The sequence below is a fragment of the Heliomarina sp. genome, assembly GCF_052826185.1.
Genome location: NZ_JBRBUI010000054.1, coordinates 826,255 through 842,244 on the forward strand (window position 1 = coordinate 826,255; position 15,990 = coordinate 842,244).

The 15,990-nt window shown below is 62.3% G+C and carries 16 protein-coding genes; 4 read left to right on the forward strand and 12 right to left on the reverse strand.

Going from position 1 to position 15,990, the window contains the following annotated elements:
* Positions 1-22: 22 nt before the first annotated feature.
* On the reverse strand, positions 23-424 hold the full coding sequence (locus tag ACU0FH_RS22120) for a VOC family protein (protein WP_446196841.1): 402 nt from the start codon (positions 422-424) through the stop codon (positions 23-25).
* 145 nt (positions 425-569) lie between these two features.
* Here ACU0FH_RS22120 and ACU0FH_RS22125 point away from each other — a divergent pair, with 145 nt between their 5' ends.
* The 3 genes from ACU0FH_RS22125 (at position 570) to ACU0FH_RS22135 (ending at position 2,877) form a co-directional block, all read left to right on the forward strand.
* Positions 570-1,283, forward strand: coding sequence for an ABC transporter permease (locus ACU0FH_RS22125; RefSeq protein ID WP_446196842.1), 714 nt, complete (start codon positions 570-572; stop codon positions 1,281-1,283).
* Complete coding sequence (locus ACU0FH_RS22130) at positions 1,276-2,010, forward strand: ATP-binding cassette domain-containing protein (RefSeq protein ID WP_446196843.1); 735 nt, start codon at positions 1,276-1,278, stop codon at positions 2,008-2,010. Before ACU0FH_RS22125 ends, ACU0FH_RS22130 begins: the two co-directional genes overlap by 8 nt.
* Before the next feature lie 90 nt (positions 2,011-2,100).
* Positions 2,101-2,877, forward strand: coding sequence for an extracellular solute-binding protein (locus ACU0FH_RS22135; protein ID WP_446197008.1), 777 nt, complete (start codon positions 2,101-2,103; stop codon positions 2,875-2,877).
* A 105-nt stretch (positions 2,878-2,982) separates the two neighbouring features.
* Here the strand turns inward: ACU0FH_RS22135 and ACU0FH_RS22140 are convergent, their stop codons facing one another.
* The 11 genes from ACU0FH_RS22140 to ACU0FH_RS22190 all read right to left on the reverse strand — a co-directional run bounded on the left by ACU0FH_RS22140 (position 2,983) and on the right by ACU0FH_RS22190 (position 13,722).
* Positions 2,983-3,855 (reverse strand): substrate-binding domain-containing protein, encoded by an 873-nt coding sequence (locus tag ACU0FH_RS22140; protein WP_446196844.1) that lies wholly within the window; start codon positions 3,853-3,855, stop codon positions 2,983-2,985.
* Positions 3,856-3,857: 2 nt separating this feature from the next.
* Entirely contained in the window at positions 3,858-3,983 is a 126-nt protein-coding gene (locus tag ACU0FH_RS22145; protein WP_273544946.1) for a hypothetical protein, read from the reverse strand.
* A 21-nt stretch (positions 3,984-4,004) separates the two neighbouring features.
* Complete coding sequence (locus ACU0FH_RS22150) at positions 4,005-5,264, reverse strand: c-type cytochrome (protein WP_446196845.1); 1,260 nt, start codon at positions 5,262-5,264, stop codon at positions 4,005-4,007.
* Between the two features lie 16 nt (positions 5,265-5,280).
* Positions 5,281-6,495: a formate dehydrogenase subunit gamma gene (locus ACU0FH_RS22155; protein ID WP_446196846.1), complete on the reverse strand. Its 1,215-nt coding sequence runs from the start codon at positions 6,493-6,495 to the stop codon at positions 5,281-5,283.
* 279 nt (positions 6,496-6,774) lie between these two features.
* Entirely contained in the window at positions 6,775-7,746 is a 972-nt protein-coding gene (locus tag ACU0FH_RS22160; RefSeq protein WP_446196847.1) for a calcium-binding protein, read from the reverse strand.
* 201 nt (positions 7,747-7,947) lie between these two features.
* Complete coding sequence (gene fdh3B, locus ACU0FH_RS22165; RefSeq protein WP_088632752.1) at positions 7,948-8,541, reverse strand: formate dehydrogenase FDH3 subunit beta; 594 nt, start codon at positions 8,539-8,541, stop codon at positions 7,948-7,950.
* Positions 8,542-8,554: 13 nt separating this feature from the next.
* Positions 8,555-11,590: a formate dehydrogenase subunit alpha gene (locus ACU0FH_RS22170; protein WP_446196848.1), complete on the reverse strand. Its 3,036-nt coding sequence runs from the start codon at positions 11,588-11,590 to the stop codon at positions 8,555-8,557.
* Between the two features lie 154 nt (positions 11,591-11,744).
* The gene (locus ACU0FH_RS22175) at positions 11,745-11,936 is read right to left on the reverse strand and encodes a ubiquinol-cytochrome c reductase iron-sulfur subunit N-terminal domain-containing protein (protein ID WP_238370308.1); all 192 of its coding nucleotides are present in this window, start codon (positions 11,934-11,936) and stop codon (positions 11,745-11,747) included.
* A gap of 69 nt (positions 11,937-12,005) precedes the next feature.
* The gene (locus tag ACU0FH_RS22180) at positions 12,006-12,614 is read right to left on the reverse strand and encodes a TorD/DmsD family molecular chaperone (protein WP_446196849.1); all 609 of its coding nucleotides are present in this window, start codon (positions 12,612-12,614) and stop codon (positions 12,006-12,008) included.
* Positions 12,611-13,198 (reverse strand): DUF3306 domain-containing protein, encoded by a 588-nt coding sequence (locus ACU0FH_RS22185; protein WP_446196850.1) that lies wholly within the window; start codon positions 13,196-13,198, stop codon positions 12,611-12,613. Before ACU0FH_RS22185 ends, ACU0FH_RS22180 begins: the two co-directional genes overlap by 4 nt.
* Complete coding sequence (locus tag ACU0FH_RS22190; protein ID WP_446197009.1) at positions 13,195-13,722, reverse strand: DUF3305 domain-containing protein; 528 nt, start codon at positions 13,720-13,722, stop codon at positions 13,195-13,197. Before ACU0FH_RS22190 ends, ACU0FH_RS22185 begins: the two co-directional genes overlap by 4 nt.
* Positions 13,723-13,974: 252 nt before the next feature.
* Between ACU0FH_RS22190 and ACU0FH_RS22195 the strand changes: the two genes are divergently transcribed.
* Entirely contained in the window at positions 13,975-15,927 is a 1,953-nt protein-coding gene (locus ACU0FH_RS22195) for a 4Fe-4S binding protein (RefSeq protein WP_446196851.1), read from the forward strand.
* Positions 15,928-15,990: the final 63 nt, after the last annotated feature.

The window sequence follows — 15,990 nt, forward strand, 5'->3', positions numbered from 1 at the left end:
GACCGGGGGCCGCGTTTTTCGTTCAGATCTCGGCGTAGATTTCCAGCAGGTTGCCGTCGGGGTCGCGGAAGAACAGCGTACGATGGCCAAAGCTCTGGTCGGTGGGGGGCGCGACGGGTGTTATGCCACTGCGCTCAAGCGCTTCGGCGCAGAGATCCACATGGCCGGGCGGGACGCGGAAGGCCAATTGCAGGGCGGCGCTGCCCTGGGGAAGCGGAGCGTCTTTTGCGGTAAGACCGGGCTTTGAGAGCGCGAGGATATTCGAGCCCACGCGGTATTCGATCCAGCTGGCGGATAATTCCCGTTCCAGCGCAAAGCCCAGAACGCCCTCGTAAAATCGGCGCATCGCCGGCATGTCGCGGGTCAGGATGACGGTGTAGTCGATAGCGCGGATCGCGGCAAAGGGGGAGGATTGGTCGTTCAAGGCAGACAGGCTCCGGGATGACAGGGCCACAAGAGCAGGAGCGGTCCCGGGGCGTCAAGAAGCTTGCATGATTTCAGGGTGACCTTTCGTCGGTCTTATGCAATATACTGTACGTCATACGGAATTGAGGAGCGTTTCGTAAAAATTGCAGAATTTTGCAGAAGAACTCCGCCATGCGATGGTGCTGATCCTGTCAGGCGACAGGGATTTGTGGGAAATTGTCCTGCTTTCCTTGCGGGTCTCGGTCTTTGCGGTTCTGATCGCGGCAATTCTGGGGATGCCGCTTGGCGCGGCATTGGCGGTCGGGCGTTTTCCGGGGCGGCGCGGCGTTATCATTCTTGTGAATGCGCTGATGGGCTTGCCCCCCGTAGTCGTCGGATTGCTGGTCTACCTGTGCCTGTCGCGCTCGGGGCCGCTTGGGGTGCTGCAACTGCTTTATACGCCGACCGCCATGATCATCGCGCAGGTGGTTCTGGTGACGCCGATCATCACGGCACTGACCCGGCAGACGGTCGAGACGCTGAACGCGGAATATGCCGAACAGCTGCGTTCACTGGGGGTATCGCGGCTGGCTTCTGTGCCGACCCTGCTCTGGGACGGGCGACTGTCGCTTTTGACGGCGCTTCTGGCCGGGTTCGGGCGCGCGATTGCCGAGGTCGGAGCGGTGATCATGGTGGGCGGCAATATCAACCATGTGACGCGCGTCATGACGACGACGATCGCGCTCGAGACTTCCAAGGGCAATCTTGCGCTGGCGCTGGCGCTTGGTGTGATTCTGATCGCGCTGGCGGTCAGCATGACGGCCTGTGTGAGTTTGCTGATCCAGCGCAGCGATGTTGAGGGGCTTCATCATGCGTGACTTTGCCGAGCAGCTGCATCCCGAAATCGAGGTTTCCGGTCTGCGGATCGAACGTGATGGCAAACGGCTGCTGGATATCGACCGGCTTGTGCTGAACGGGCCGGGGCCTTTGATGATCCTTGGGCCGAACGGGGCGGGCAAAAGCCTGCTGCTGCGCTATCTGCACGGGCTGATCCAGCCAGATGGCGGGGTGGTCCGGCAGGACGGGCAGGAAATGGGGCCCGCCGACCGGCTGCAGCAGGCGATGGTGTTTCAACGCCCCGTCTTATTGCGGCGCTCGGTGGCGGGGAACCTGAATTTCGTGCTGCGGCGACAGGGGTTTGACCGGCATCTGCGGGGCGCGCGGGTGGCCGAGCTATTGGCTGAAGGCGGGCTTGAGGGAAAGGCGCGGCAACCGGCGCGGTCCCTGTCAGGCGGTGAAGCGCAGCGGCTGGCGATCCTGCGGGCGCTGGCCACTGAACCAGAGTTGCTTTTTCTGGACGAGCCGACCAGCGCGCTTGATCCGCAGGCCACGCAGGCCATCGAAGCGCTGATCGCGGCGGCGGCACGGCGCGGGGTGCGCATCATCATGGTAACCCATGACATCGGGCAAGCCCGGCGGCTGGGTCAGGATATCCTGCTGATGCAGGGGGGGAAGGTGGCCGAACAAGCCGAGGCCACCGCATTTTTCACCAATCCGGAAAGCCAGGCGGCGCGACGCTTCCTGTCGGGCGGTCTGGTGATCTGAAATTTGACTAAAGGGAAGTGGAGTAAGACGATGACTGTAAATATGAACCGCGGCCTCTGGCTGGCGGGGGCGCTGGCGGCTGGATTGCAGATGAGCGTTCCCGGGGGCGCTTGGGCCGCGGATGAGTTCATCGTGGTTCAGTCGACCACGTCGACCGCGAATTCGGGCCTGCTCGACGCGATGCTGCCGGAATTCACCGAAGCTTCGGGCATCGAAGTGCGGGTCGTCGCTGTTGGCACCGGTCAGGCGATCAAGAACGCGATCAATGGCGACGGCGATGTGCTGCTTGTTCATGCAAAACCGGCTGAGGAGAAATTCGTCGCCGATGGCTGGGGCGTGCAGCGGTTTGACGTGATGTATAACGATTTCGTGCTGGTCGGCCCGGAGGAAGATCCGGCGGGCATCAAGGCCGGGTCCGACATTGTCGCGGCCCTGCAGGACGTGGCCGAAGCGGGCGCGGTCTTTGCTTCGCGCGGGGATGACAGCGGGACCCACAAGGCCGAGCTGCGTCACTGGCAGGCGGCGGACGTAGATGTGGCTGCCGTCTCGGGCGACTGGTACCGCGAAACCGGCAGCGGCATGGGCGCAACCCTTAATGCTGCGCAGGGTATGGGCGCCTATGTGCTGACCGACCGTGCGACCTGGATCTCGTTCGGCAACAAGGACGGAATGGAGATAATGGTCGAAGGCGATGAACGGCTGTTCAACCAGTATGGCGTGATCCTTGTGAACCCCGAGAAACATCCGGGCGTTAAGGCCGATGCCGGGCAGGCGTTTATTGACTGGCTGACCGGGGAGGAAGGTCAGGCCGCGATTGCCGGGTATCAGGTTGACGGGCAGCAGTTGTTTTTCCCGAACGCCGAGTAAAACGAATGCCCTGCCGGGCATGCCTCCGGCGGGGATATTTTTTGACCCAAAGAAGCAGGGGCGTGGCTATATGGCCGCGCCCTTGCATTATGTGGGCGAGGGCGATCAGGCGCGGGCGCCGTTGTGGTGCACTGTTCCGAGGCCGGCAAGGTCGTAGCCGCCGAGTTCTCGGGCCCGGTCTGCACAGGCGGGGCTGGCGAGGAAGGCCATCAGTTTCTGAAGCGGCGGTTCGAACCATGCGCGACGCCAGAGAGCGAGGTCGAAGCGTTCTTCGGTGAGTGGTGTGAACCCGAGCCCGTAGAGGCCCGAGAGCGCGCCGAGGCCAAAGCCCGCCTCGGCCTTGCCGTCATGCAGGGCGATGGCGAGTTCTTCTTCGGTGCGGGCGCGGGTATCGAGCGGCGCGATGTCGGCGGGGGTGAGACCTGCCTCTGTGAGGCGGGTGTCGAATTCGCGCTGGGAGGCGGCATTGTCCTGCCGCAACACGACGCGGCGGCCTTTCAGATCGGCGAAACTCTCGATGCCGGTGACACCGGGGGCGAGCAGAAGGCCGCGCTGACGCCGGGCGATTTCGACCAGTACGAGGGGGGCTTCGCCGAGCTTTGCCCTGAGTGCGCCGCGGTTCCAGCCATCGCCTTCTCGGATATGCAGCCCGGCGGCCTGTGCCTCGCGCCTGGCAAGCCTTTCGATACCGTCGAAAGAGCCATCGTAATAGCTTGCCAGACCCGAGCCGCTTTCGCGCAGCGCCCAGTCGAGCAGGGGGTCGTGGCTGCCGGCGAGGATCGGGGGCAGGGACTGGTCGGCAGTTTCGGGACCGCTGCGCGAGGCGGAGAGCCATGCGGTGATCTCAGCCTGTGGAAAGAGCAGTTTGCCGACGGCGCGGACGCAGGGCACCTCGCCGTTGGCGGCGAGGTCATAGACCTTGCGCTCGCCGATGCGCAGCAGATCGGCCAGTTCGCGGGTGGTCAGGTAGTCGGGCAAACCTAGTCGAGCCGCACGTCGGGGCTGCTGGTGGCCTGGGCCGAGCTGAAGCCGATTTCGTGCAGCCCGTACCAGGCGGCTACGGAGATCACGGCGATGGCGGCAAAGGCGAGAATCGCGGCTTTCATTCTGTCGGGTTCCCTCTGATGTTACGGGGTGGTGGCGCGGCGCAGATAATCGATCAGGTCAGCCCGGTCATCGGGGTCGGCGATCCGCTGCATCGGCATTTTCGAGCCGGGGATGTAATGATCGGGGCCGAGGTCGAACAGGGCGTCTATGCTCTTGTCATTCCAGACGATATCCGATCCGTCAAGCCTCTCGGAATAGCTGTAGCCGGCGACCGTTCCGGCCCGGCGCCCGAAAAGCGCATGCAGCGTCGGGCCGGCGCGGCGGTTGCTGCCGGGGGTCAGGGTGTGGCAGATCGAGCATTTCCGGGCGAACTGGCGCTCGCCGTTTTCCATCTCTTCCGGGGCGCGCTGAAAGCTGTTTTCGGCGACGGCGATGGGAGAACCTTCGCCAGCCTGTGCGACCGGCCAGCCGTAGAACGTGCTGTCGAGGCCGCCCGCGTACAGCCATGTGCCATCGGCTGAGAAGGCAAGCGTCCAGACCGGGCCTTTGCTGGCGGCGCGCCGGTCGCTTTCGATCTGCCATTGACCCGTGTCGACCACGGTGATGAACCCCATGCCATCGCCAATGGCGAGCCGGGCGCCATCGGGACTTTGGGCAAGGGCAAGGATCGGACGGCGTTCCAGCGTGAAATCGGCGATTTCCTCGTCAGTGCTTAAGTCGACAACCTTGGTCGATCCATCTACCGTACCATAGGCAAGCCAGCCAGCCTCTTCGTTCAGCGCCAGCCTGTTGATGCCAAACCCGTGCTGGAGGAGCTGCCGGCTCTCGCTTTTATCGCCAATGTTCCAAGCCCGGATCGTCCCGTCGCTTGCAGCCGAATACAGCGTTGCGCCATCGGCACTGGCGGCCAGCGCGTTGACTCCGCCGCCTTTTCCCGTGAGGCGGGTCGGGGCGGCACCATCCAGCGGCCAGAGCCCGATGGATCCGTCCCAGCTTGCCGAGGCGATCAGACCGGGGAGGGCGGCGAGGGCGGTGATCTTGCCCTCATGGCGGCCGATGACCTTGCCCGTGGGCCAGCGGCGCAGGGTGAAATCGTCGCCGCCGGACCAGAGGGTGTCATGGGCATACAGCACCGTGTTCACGGCGGCTTCGTGTCCGTCGAGCCAGATAGGGGTCGTATCTTCCCAAAGACCGACCGCGTTATCGAAGCTTGCGGTGGCCAAGCGCCCATCGGGCAGGGCTTCGATGGCCATGACCGGCCCGCCATGGCCGGACAACGCCTGTACCTCTTGTGAGTGAGCGCCCAGCGGCGCAAGACATAAGGCAAGTGACAGGCGCATCGCGCAAAGGGCCATGTTACTCGGCCGGGGTTGCGACACCTTTACCGGCCTCGCGGGATTTAACCTCATCGACCCAGAGACTGTGGTGCTCGCGCGCCCATTGTTCCTCGACGCGGCCGGTGCCCATCGCGTCGAACGCCCCCTCCATGCCCAGCGTGCCAAGGTAGATATGGGCAAAGATGATGGCGATGAAGACGAAGGCGACAATCGAGTGCCAGAGCTGCGAATACTGCATCTCTTCATGCGGGGCCATCTGGTCGGGCAGCGGCCCAAGGCCGACAAGCTGCGGCAGGCCCCAGTCGTTCAGATGCGCAAAGGTCGAGGCGAACATGGGCAGCTGGAAGGGAAACAGCAGCGACAGGCCCGAGGCGCTGATCGACAGGCCCAGGACGATGCAGGCCCAGAAGATAAGCTTTTGACCTGCATTGAATTTCTTGGCGGGCGGGTGCGTGTGCTTGGAGAACAACCCGCCGCCCTGCGCCAGCCATTTCAGATCGGTCTTGTCGGGCAGGTTATGCCAGATCCAGTTCACCGTGACGATGACAAGCCCCAGCATAAAGGCCCAGGCGACGTTGTTATGCACCCATTTCGAGGCGATCGCGAGGGTCGAAAACGCCTGATGTCCAAAGGCGGGGATCAGCACCATACGGCCGAAGAGCGATATCAGACCGGTTAGCGCCAGCAGCAGAAAGGACCCCGCGAAAAGCCAGTGGCCGAAGCGTTCAAAGCCGGTGAAACGCAGCAGCTTGCGCCCGGTTTTCCGGCCCTCGATACGGATGCGGCCCCGGATCAGGTAGAACAGCGCCAACACGACAAGCGTGCCGCCAAGCAGCCAGGCGCCATAGGTTGCCAGCGGGCCACGGCGGAATTCCAGCCACCACATGCCGCCGTCCTGTATCAGCACGTTCGAGGCAGGACCGTTATTCGAAACGGTCACATCCGCGCTGCCATAGCGGATCGCCCGGTACATCTCGGAATCCGAGGCGCCACCAAGCGTCCCAAGCTGGTTGGCGATGCCCGCCGCGTTATCGGCGCTGCCGGTTGCATCGCGGCGGAAACTATCGTCGATTTCCTGACCACGCTGACGGGCGAGGATATCCTCGAGCGTCTGGGCACCGCCGGTTGCGCTGCGGTCAACGGGGGGAGCTGTGGTTTCCTGCGCCTGCGAGATCATCGGCCAGGGTGTCAGCACCATTGCAAGGATGACAAGAAAACAGCGCAGATAGGACATTGAAACCTCCCCGTAATCAATTGCCTCAAACCTAGCTCTTTCCGGGGGATTTGCAAAGAAAATGCGGATGAAAGTCAGGTTTATCCCGGGATGTGGGGTAAGGTTTTCAATCCGGAAATCTTAACATTTACAGTCTCATGTTAAGGAAGGTTAATGTGCTGGTGGAAGGTGGGCGCTTGGCCGGACAGTTACAGTTTCCTGACAGAACCGAGCAAGCCCTCCCTCATTCCAAGTCTTGGGGTGCCCGGGCCGGTCGGGAAACCGGCCCGGTGGCGTCGCTTAGTAGTAATAGTCGTAGCGCACGGTATCCACGGCGCTTTCCACCTCGGCCAGCACAGCGTCGAGAACGGTGACCATATTGTTGTTAAAAGTGATGACGACATCATTGCCGTCCTGGGTGAATTCCAGCTCCATATTGCGGCGGAATTCGGTGAAAAGCAGCGTGTCTCCCTCTTCGAAATCCATGATCGTGTGCGCGATCGTCAGGTCGTCCTCGCCGAATTTCTTGAAGATGAAGGTGTCGTTGCCGCTGCCGCCGGTCAGGGCATTGCTGGCATTGTCGGAAATCAGGGTGTCGTTCTTGGCGCCGCCATCCATGATGTTGTCACCACGCCCGCCGACGATCCAGTCGCGCCCGGCACCGCCGGACATATGGTCGTCACCGCCGCCGCCATAAAGGTTGTCGCGCCCGGCATTTCCGAACATCCGGTCGCTGCCCTTGCCGCCGTAAAGATAGTCGCCACCATCGCCGCCGCGTATCCGGTCATTGTTGTCGCCCCCGTACAGGCTGTCGTAGCCCGCCATGCCAAACAGCTTGTCCCGCCCGTCATAGCCTTGAAAGTAGTCGGATTCATCGGTGCCGTTGAACGTGTCGTTTCCGCTGAAGACTTCGACCTGATATCCTGAACCGCCGTTCAGCAAGGCCCAGATCCGGCTTGCGTCGCCATTGATACCGGTGATCTCCATCAGGTCTTCGCCATCAACGCTTACCGTGATCGAAGAAATCGTGCCCGAAACGGTCGCAAGATCGCCATAGGTAAAGCTGCCCGCGATGGTGACATCCGCGATCTCGTCCCCGCCATAGGGCGGATAGGGGTAGTAGGGGTCATAGAACTGGTAGGCGTAGAGAGTCGTCACGCCGACAATCGTCGTCGCATCGGCGCTGACCGCGCCATCGACTCGCAGGGCATCCAGCAGGTTGTAATAGGTCGAATTGCCCGACCCGACAGGAAAAAAGGTAACGGTAGCCATGAGGATTACCTCGTGAAAGGGGATGAAGGAAAATAGAAATCAGGAAATCGGATAACGGGAATTTTACCCTAACCCCGCCGTCCCGGACAATGCGCCATTTCGATGCGCGCGCGGCTGAGTTGTGACAGGCGGATGCGGATCAGATGCAAAAAGCCCCGGCACAGGGCCGGGGCTTTGCGTTTAGTCATAAATCAAAGGGGCTTAGTTGCCCTTTTGGTCATAGGCTGTGCCCCAGCCCCATGCGCCCGAGCCAAAGCCGCGTGCCACGACGCGTTCGCGGTAGATTGCCGAAACTGTGTCGCCATCGCCTGCAAGCAGTGCCTTGGTCGAACACATCTCGGCGCAGATCGGCAGTTTGCCCTCGGCGATCCGGTTGCGCCCGTATTTGGCGAATTCGGCTGCCGAGTTGTTTTCCTCGGGGCCGCCGGCGCAGAAGGTGCATTTGTCCATCTTGCCGCGCGATCCGAAATTGCCCGCCTGCGGGTATTGCGGCGCGCCAAAGGGGCAGGCGTAAAAGCAATAGCCACAGCCGATGCAGAGATCCTTGGAATGCAGGACGATGCCTTCCTCGTTCTGGTAGAAACAGTCCACCGGGCAGACCGCCATGCAGGGCGCGTCCGAGCAATGCATGCAGGCAACCGAGATCGAGCGTTCGCCCGGATCGCCGTCATTAATTGTCACCACCCGGCGGCGGTTGATGCCCCAGGGCACTTCGTGTTCGTTCTTGCATGCGGTGACGCAGGCATTGCACTCGATGCAGCGTTCGGCATCGCAGAGAAATTTTGCTCTAGCCATATCGTTCTCCTCCTTACGCTGCCCAGATCTTGCAGAGAGTCGCCTTGGTCTCTTGCATCTGGGTCACCGAGTCATAGCCATAGGTCTGCGCGACGTTGGTACTTTCGCCCAGAACATAAGGGTCCGCGCCATCCGGGTACTTGTCCCGCAGGTCGACACCCTCGAAATGGCCGCCAAAGTGGAAGGGCATAAAGGCTACGCCCGCGCCTACCCGGTTGGTGACCATCGCCATCACCTTGACCTTGCCGCCTTCCGGGCCTTCGACCCAGACCTGCGTGCCGTCCCGGACCCCAAGGTTGTTGGCGTCGCGGGTATTGATCTCGACAAACATGTCCTGCTGCAATTCCGCCAGCCACGGGTTGGACCGTGTCTCGTCCCCGCCGCCTTCGTATTCGACCAGACGACCCGAGGTCAGGATGATCGGATATTCTTCGGAAAAGTCGTTCTTCTGGATCGACTCGTACATGGTCGGCAGACGGTAGAACTTGCGGTCTTCGTAGGTCGGGTAATCCGCCACCAGATCGCGCCGGTTCGAATAAAGCGGCTCGCGGTGGACAGGCACCGGATCGGGGAAGGTCCAGACCACGGCTCGGGCCTTGGCATTGCCAAAGGGCGCGCAGCCATGGGCAATCGCAACCCGCTGGATACCGCCCGAGAGGTCGGTCTTCCAGTTGATCGCGGCGACCTTCTCGTCATAGTCGGACGGGAAGGGGGACATCGACTGTTCGCCGACCTCCTCGTTCGAGGCCTGATCGCCGCTGGGCGAGGTGGTGCCATCGTCGCCGTCATCGCTTTCGCCGACCGTGGCATCAAGCCCCTCGAAACCGACGATGCCGCCCATGACGATCTTTTCCTCGCGGGTCAGATCGCCGTCCCAGCCCAGATCCATCAGCATCTGGTAGGTGAACTCGGGATAGCCGTCCTGGATTTCCGATCCGACCGAATAAACACCTTCGGCCAGCAGGTTTTCACCATCGCGTTCCACCCCGAAACGGGCGCGGAAGGTCAGGCCGCCTTCGGCCACAGGTTTCGACATGTCGTAAAGGTTCGGCGTGCCGGGGTGGTTGATCTCGGCCGTGCCCCAGCAGGGCCATGGCAGACCGTAATAGTCGCCATCGGCAGGACCGCCGACCGCCTGCAGCGTGGTGCGGTCAAAGGTCTGCTGGTTCTCCATGTGCATCTTGAGCCGTTCAGGCGTCTGCCCGGTATAGCCGATGGTCCACATGCCCTTGTTGATCTCGCGCAGCGTGCTTTCGACGTTGGGCGTGTTCGCATCGTCCATCTCGATGTTGCGGAACAGGCGGTCGGCAAAGCCGAACTTGTTCGCGAACAGGCCGATGATCTCATGGTCAGGCTTGGATTCGAACAGCGGCTGTACCACCTGTTCGCGCCACTGAAGCGACCGGTTCGAAGCAGTCACCGAGCCACGCGTTTCGAACTGGGTCGCGGCCGGCAGCAGATAGACGCCATCGGTGCGGTCGTTCATCACGGCGGAAACGGTCGGATAGGGATCGATCACGACAAGCATGTCGAGCTTTTCCATCGCCGTCTTCATTTCCTTCATCCGCGTCTGCGAGTTCGGCGCGTGACCCCAAAGGACCATCGCCCGGACCGGGTTCGGCTGATCTGTGTTGGCCGGATCTTCCAGCACGCCGTCGATCCAGCGGCTGACCGGGATGCCGGTCAGGGTGCACAGGTTCTGATCCTCGCCACCCTCGCCCTTGACGGTGGCGAACTGGCCTTTCAGCCAGTCCAGGTCTTCGCCCCAGACGCGTGCCCAATGCGCCCAGGCGCCATCGGACAGCCCGTAATAGCCGGGCAGGGTGTGCGACAACACACCAAGGTCGGTTGCGCCCTGCACGTTGTCATGGCCGCGGAAGATATTGGTGCCGCCGCCTGCGGTGCCCATATTCCCCAGCGCCAGCTGCAGGATGCAATAGGCGCGAGTGTTGTTGTTGCCCGTCGTGTGCTGGGTGCCGCCCATGCACCAGATCACCGTGCCGGGGCGGTTGTTCGCCAGCGTCCGCGCCACGCGCTTGAGCTGGCTGCCGGGTACGCCGGTCACGCGCTCGGTTTCCTCGGGCGTCCATTTTTTCACCTCGTCGCGGATCTGGTCCATGCCCCAGACACGGGTGCGGATGAATTCCTTGTCCTCCCATCCGTTCTCGAAAAGATGCCAGAGGATGCCCCAGACCAGCGCCACGTCGCTGCCCGGGCGCAACCGGACGAATTCGTCCGCATGGGCCGCCGTACGCGTGAAACGCGGATCGCAGACGATCAGCGGCGCGTTGTTCTGCTCTTTCGCCTTCAGCAGGTGCTGGAGCGAGACCGGATGCGCCTCGGCGGGGTTGCCGCCAATGATGAAGATCGCCTTGGAGTTATGGATATCGTTGTAGCTGTTGGTCATGGCGCCGTAGCCCCATGTGTTCGCCACCCCCGCAACGGTGGTGGAGTGGCAGATCCGCGCCTGGTGGTCGACGTTGTTCGTGCCCCAGTAGGCGGCGAACTTGCGGAAGAGGTAGGCCTGTTCATTGGAATGCTTGGCCGAGCCGAGCCAGTAGACGCTGTCGGGACCGCTCTCCTCGCGGATCACGTTCATCTGGTCGCCGATCTCGTTGATCGCGTCTTCCCAGCTGATCCGGGTCCATTCGCCGCCGACTTTCTTCATCGGATACTTGAGCCGCCGCTCGCCATGGGCGTGCTCGCGCACCGATGCGCCTTTCGCGCAATGGGCGCCAAGGTTGAACGGGCTGTCCCAGCCGGGTTCCTGTCCGGTCCAGACGCCGTTTTCGACCTCGGCAATCACCGTGCAGCCGACCGAGCAATGGGTGCAGACCGATTTGATGGTTTCAACCGCCGTCTGTGCCGCAGATTGCGCCGTGGCGCGGGTGACTGTACCGCCGGTTGCGCCGACCGCGGCGAGGCCACCGATGGCCAGCCCCGAGCCGCGCAGAAAGGCGCGGCGGTCAACAGTACTTTCCCCGACACGGGAAAGAACACTTGTCCGCTGCGGGCGTCGCGCCACCCCATTGGTCTTTTTCCTCAGCATCTTCTTGTCCTCCAAAGCTCGCCGTTTCGCTCGGCTGGCATGGTTCCTGTTCTTCTCCTCCCGCGTGATGGCCAAACCAAGCCACTGCGGGGGCGATCTCCGTCACCGATCATCCGCGACACCAGTCGCTGGCGCCTCGGTGCCCGTCATGAAACTAGAAGCGGGCGCTTTCGTAATAGGCCCGGGTATGTTCGGTATCCTGTAGCCGCGTCTCGTTGACGGGGGCTTCGGCGGCCTGTGCCTCGGTCCCGCTCATCGCGGCGGCAGCCACGGCGGCAGGGGCCGCAGTTCCGGCAAGTTTCAGAAAATCGCGGCGGCTTGCACCGTCTTCGTTTTTCTTGGTCATCGGGGTCTCCTCCCTTCCTTTTCTTCTTCCTTTATCCCGCCCCGTTCATCGTGGCAGGTACCGCGCCGGTCAGGCTGCGGCCATGCGGAAACCTTCTTTTTCGATTTCCATGTAATTGCGTCCGATTGCCCCGACCGAGGCGTAAAACACCGAATTCTTCGCTGCTTCGAGATCGGCAAAGAAATGCGCGGCCCAGGGGCCGATGTGCCGATTCCAGAATTCCTGCTGTGTCGCGAGGCCTGCCGGCTGACCAAAGCGACCGGCGATCATGCCGCCCATCATCTCCATCAGCGAGGCGATGTTGTCTTCGGGTTCATAAACGTTCGGGGCGCGGGTGATGCCGCGCGCCGCCATGTCTGACCGCAACTGGGCCAGGGGTTTTTCGTTCAGGAACCCGGTCAGGTAATAACTGGCGTACGGGAGCAGTTCGCCGCGCCCGAGCCCGATGAACAGCGCGTTGAACTCCCGTTCCGCCGCGGCGGGCTTGGTCACGTGGGCGACCCGCGCCAGCCCGCTGATGGACTGGCCAAGCGCGGTGTCATCGCCCGAAAGCGCCGCCGTCCGCGTCAGGACCGTCTGAGATGGAGGACGGGCAAGCAATAGCCCGAGAAAATCGTAAAGATCGGCGCGCATCCGGTCTTCTTCTGGGATTTCAATCATTTCAGACGTGTCGTTCATGCGCTTTCCACCCAGGTATCCTGTGGCGTCGCTTCAGTAAAACGGAACCGCATGCGCCGGGGGCGTCGGTCTTCGACAACCTCTGCCGGTCGCGCCGTGGTCTCGGCTTGTACCGCTGGTGCTGGTTCGGGTTCGGCTTCGGTCTCTGCCACCAGTTCTTCAGGCGTCTCTTCGATCTCTTCCACGTCAGCGTCGCGCGCCATCGCCTTGATATGCGACAACATTCCCTTGCCGACCTGATAGGTCGTCTGCAGATTTTCGACTACCGTGGCGCTGTCGGTGAAATCCTCGCCGTATTCGACAAGGCCGTCTACATTCGCCAGCACCGGATTGACTTTCCACAACCGGCGCAGGGCCATGCGCCGCAGATGCTCCGGCACGGCCTTGGCCATGAAGGCGCGGATATCGTCGCCCGCTTGCAGGGTTTCCGGGTGGGGCAGGTCCAGTTCCGCCAGCAGGGTGGCGTCGTCCTTTTCGGCTACCACACCCTCGCGGATCTGCGCCTCGGTCATTACTTGCGCAGCACTTTCCTCGGCCCTGACGGCTGCCTTTCGGCGGCTCCAGAAATCTTTCCGCTCGGTCATGGCATCATCCTTCGCGGCGCGCGATACACATCGGAAACCTGCCGGATGCGCGCATCGCCCTTTCCGTCTTCGGTCAGGTCCACGCGTTTTTTATCGCGCCGACGCTTAACAAAAGCTTCATCTTCGTGATGCTCCTGCGCAAAGCGGCGCACCCACGCGGCCAGACCGTCAGGCATCGCCACCTTTTCGACGATATCCTCGCCGTTATCCGCGTAATCCTGCCCCTCATAGGGCGAAGCGGTCACCAGAAGAACCTCCAGCGGCTTGTTGCGATCAGTGCTTTCGCGCAAAACCACGTAGATCGATGGCACCTTGTCCGCGAGGTTCGTGAGGTATGCTTCGGTATCCGTGGCCCAGAGCGTCAGCACCTTTGTTGCCGCGTGATACTCGACCGTTTCGCCATCGCGGCGCAGCTCTGCCCAATCTGCCGGACGCGCGCCCGGCAGCACGGCGACCGCACGCCAGTGCCATTTTGCCCAGCGGGTCACACCAGGCATTCTGCGAATGACGATGCCCAGCGGCATCTCCGCGCGAATGGTCGTCGTTTCGATCAAGGCTATGCTTTCGTTGGCTTATGATCTGTGCAACTGGTCCGACTATGTAACTTTTCGTCCCGATGGCCAAGCCTCATTCGCGGAAAGTGATCAGATTTTCTGACCAGTTCGGGGTGGCAGCGGCGGCCCGGATCGCGCTAGTGTCGTCCAGAAGCAGCGTGGCAGGAAAAATGACCGCACAGCGGTACACTGTTCCGCGCTGACCCGAGGGGAGAGCAGGGAATGACAGGCAAGATAATTCTGTGCGATTGCGCGGGAAGTCAGCGTCTTGATGTGGATGCGATCGAGGCAGGCGGGCTGACCTGTTCCCGCGTCCATACGGCGCTTTGTACCCGCGAAATAACCAAGGCGGCACGCTTTCTGATGGAACCTGACATGACCATCGCCTGCGGGCAGGAACAGGCGGTGTTCGAGGATCTCGCGGCAGAGCTCGGCGTCGATGCGCCCGGTTTCGTAGATCTGCGCGACCGCGCAGGCTGGTCCGAAGAGGGCGCAAAGGCCGGGCCGAAAATGGCAGCTCTCGTCGCCGAATCCCAGCTGCCCTCGGCCCGGTCGCAAAGTTTCGATGTGATCAGCGAAGGCGTCTGCCTTGTCACCGGCCCGGCCCGCGCCGCGCTCCCCATGGCCGAGATGCTGGCAGAGTCGCTCGCCGTCACTGTGGTGCTGACCGACGAGGCGGAACCGCCAATGGACCGGCGGTTTGACTGCGTCCGTGGCCGTATCCGGCGTCTGAGCGGCGCTCTGGGGGGTTTCAGGGTGGAAATCGATGGTTTCCAAGAACTTGAGCCGGGCGGGCGTGGCGAATTCACCTTTGCCCCGCCCCGCGACGGGGCGGAATCGGAATGCGATATCGTCATCGACGTGACAGGCGATACGCCCCTCGTCCCCGCGCCGCAGAAACGCGACGGCTATCTGCGGGCCGATCCGCATGATCCGCTGGCGCTGTCGCGTTTGGCTTTCGATGCGGTGCAACTTGTCGGGACTTTTGAAAAACCGCTTTACGTGCGGCTCGACCAATCGCTTTGCGCCCATTCCCGCGCTGGCCAGACCGGCTGCTCCAACTGCCTTGATATCTGCCCGACGGGGGCAATCCTGCCCGATGGCGATCACGTGGCGATCGATCCGTCAATCTGCGCGGGTTGTGGTGCCTGCGCGGCCCTGTGCCCCTCGACGGCGATCACCTATGACGACCCGCCGCTCTCGAATCTTGTCTCGCGTCTTCAGGTGCTTGCGGGCACCTATTCATCTGCGGCAGACAATGCGCCCCGGCTCTTCGTGCATGAAAAACACGGGGCCGAGATGATCCGCCTTGCGGCGCGTTTCGGCCGCGGGCTTCCGGCGGATGTCATCCCGTTTGAGCTCGAGGTGATCTCGGGCTTTGGTCATGCCGAGATGCTGGCGGCGCTGGCACTCGGGTTCAGCGATGTCACCATCCTGCTTGCCCCGACAACTGAACGCGACGCCCTGAGGCGCGAAAGCGCGCTTTGCGAGGCCATTGCGGGTTCTGGCCGCGTCACGCTGCTCGACGAAAGCGACCCTGACCGGATGAGCGACGCGCTCTACGCCGCTGAAAAACAGGCAAATATCGGCAAACCCATCCTGCCGCTTGGCAATCGTCGCCAGGTCGCCAGGCTCTCGGCGCAGGCGTTGAATCGCAGCGCCGAGGCACCGCTGCCCCTGCCGGAAAACGCGCCCTATGGCGCGGTGCTGGTGGATACGGATGCCTGCACACTTTGCCTTAGCTGCGTATCGCTGTGCCCGTCCGGGGCGCTGATGGACAACCCCGACATGCCGCAGCTCCGGTTTCAGGAGGATGCCTGCCTGCAATGTGGCCTCTGCCGCAACATCTGCCCCGAGGATGCGATCACGCTCGAACCCCGTCTGGACCTGAGCGAAGCCGCGCTGACTCAGAAAATCCTGAACGAGGAAGAACCTTTTGCCTGCATCGAATGCGGATCGCTATTTGGCGTGAAATCCACCATCGAGCGGGTGATGGAAAAGCTCTCGGGCACCCATCCGATGTTTGCCACGACGGCGCAGGCGCGGATGATCCAGATGTGCGACAATTGCCGGGTGAACGCGCAATTCCACAGCGATGACAATCCGTTCAAGGGCAAGGAACGGCCACGGCCGCGCACCACGGACGATTATCTGAACGCGCGCCGGGATCACTAAACCAACTGGGGGCTGGCGGAGGCTGCGCCTCTCAGGCAGAACGTACCTGATCACGATAAAGGA